Annotated in this window: 1 pseudogene; it reads left to right on the top strand. The window is 47.8% G+C overall.

The features are described from left to right. Positions 1 to 2,239, top strand: a pseudogene (locus KI743_RS24480) (hypothetical protein); the annotation flags it as partial.

The following is a 2,239-nucleotide window of genomic DNA, read 5'->3' as shown; positions in this document are numbered from 1 at the left end:
CAGATGGTGATATCCCAACCATTGAATCTGTTCCAAGCGTCACGCTAGCAGAAGCAGGGCTGGCGGATGGTTCTTCTCCAATCGTCGGCGCGGTGAGTCAAACGGAAACCATCTCATTCACTAACCAAAGTGATGATGTTGAGAAGTTCCGATTGGAGCCGGCGGAGTTCAATGCTGACAACTCATTGAAATCGGATGGCTTGAGCATAGAACTTCGTGAGCAGCCAACGGGTTCGGGTAATTACATTGGTGTCACCACGGACATCTCAAATGTTGAAATTACTGTCTTCACATTGGATTTCAGCTCAACAACGTTAGGCGAATACACCTTCACGCTTCTTGAAGCGATTGACCACGCACCGATTCAAGGTAACAACGACCTCACGTTTGAGCTACCTGTCTATGCAGTTGATAGCGACGGCGATGATTCATTAATGTCGCCGCTGTCAGTGACCATCACTGATGATGTTCAAGTCATGGCGAGCGGTGCGCTTAGCATAGAAGAACCTACGGTAGCTGATTTAGCTGCAGGTACGCCGACAACATCAATCTTCGATGTATTGACCGCTCCAAGCGCTGATGGCGCGAGCGTGACTCAATTTACCTATGACGGTACAGCTTACACGCTTGACCAAAATATAGCGACTGAGCAAGAGTTTACCTTCACTGAAGGTTCACTGTTCATCACCACTCAAGGCGAAGTGCGTTTCGAGCCGAACCGAGATTTAGACCACTCGGGTGGCGATATTGTTAAGAGCATTGTGGTGACCTCTAGCGATGGTGATACCGACGTTCTGACCTCAACGGTGACATTAACGATTGTCGATGGTGATGTTCCAACTATTGATGTAATTCCTCCTTTGTCGCTCTCAGAATCAAGCCTTGTTGATGGCTCCGATCCGACAGGCTCTGCGGTTAGCGACACCAAAGTCATTCAATTTACTAACCAAAGCGATGATGTGGAATCGTTCCGTATTGAGCCAACTGAGTTTAATACGTTAGGAACTCTGACGTCGAATAACTTGGCGGTTCAGATCAAAGAAGACCCGAACAATGCTGGCGAGTACATCGGTTTTGTTAAAGATGCGTCGGATGTTGAAACCAACGTCTTTACCATTAGTTTCTCTGATACAAATCTAGGCCAATACACCTTTACGTTGCTTGAAGCGCTCGATCATGAAGATGGTTTAGACAACAACAGCCTCAGCTTCGACCTACCTGTTTATGCGGTTGATAGCGATGGTGATGATTCGGCAATGTCACCACTCACCGTGACGATCGAAGATGATGTTCAAGGTATGAGTAACGGCATCTTGACCATCGAAGAGCCGACAGTCGCCGAACTGGCAGCCGGGGTGGTGACCACAACCACAATTGATGTGATGCCAGAGCAGAGTGCCGATGGCGCGACTATTACCCAGTTCACCTATGACAGCAATGTTTACACGCTTGACCAAACTGACACTGGCGAGCAAGAGTTTATCTTCACCGAAGGGGCATTGTTTATCACCCTTGAAGGTGACGTGCGCTTTGAGACAAATCGTAATCTCGACCATGAATCTGGTCCAATCGTGAAGTCGATTGAGGTGATATCCAGCGATGGCGATGTGGATGTCGAAACCGCAACGGTCACTCTAACCATTACTGATGGTGATATTCCAACCATCGAATCCGTACCAAGTGTGTCGCTATCGGAAACGCAGCTTGCCGATGGTTCAACACCAAGTGGTAGTGCGGTGAGCCAAACCGAGACCATCTCGTTTACTAATCAAAGTGATGATGTAGAGAAGTTCCGACTTGAACCGACAGAGTTCAATATCGGTGGTGCGTTAACCTCGAATAACATTACGGTTGAGCTGAAAGAAGACCCTGTCGATTCCGGCAATTATGTTGGCTTTATCAATGACAGTGGCACGGAAGTGCCAGTGTTTACCTTAAGCTTCTCCACAACCACATTGGGCGAATACACCTTCACTCTGCTTGAAGCGTTAGATCATGCCGATGGATTAGATAATAACGAGCTGACCTTCGATTTGCCTGTCTACGCGGTGGACTCTGATGGTGATGACTCACTGATGTCGCGACTGTCAGTTACCATTGGTGATGACGTTCAAATCATGGCTAATGGTACGCTCGATATCACCGAGCCAAATTTGGCTGACGGAACTGTTACTACCAACACCATTGATGTGATGACGGCACAAAGTGCTGATGGGGCAGTGATTACCCAGTTCACTTA

This window comes from Vibrio sp. D420a, assembly GCF_030248625.1.
In the GTDB taxonomy this organism is placed as follows: domain Bacteria; phylum Pseudomonadota; class Gammaproteobacteria; order Enterobacterales; family Vibrionaceae; genus Vibrio; species Vibrio fortis_A.
The sequence above is the reverse complement of the archived record's forward strand: the minus strand, read 5'-3'. Positions and strand labels throughout refer to the sequence as shown.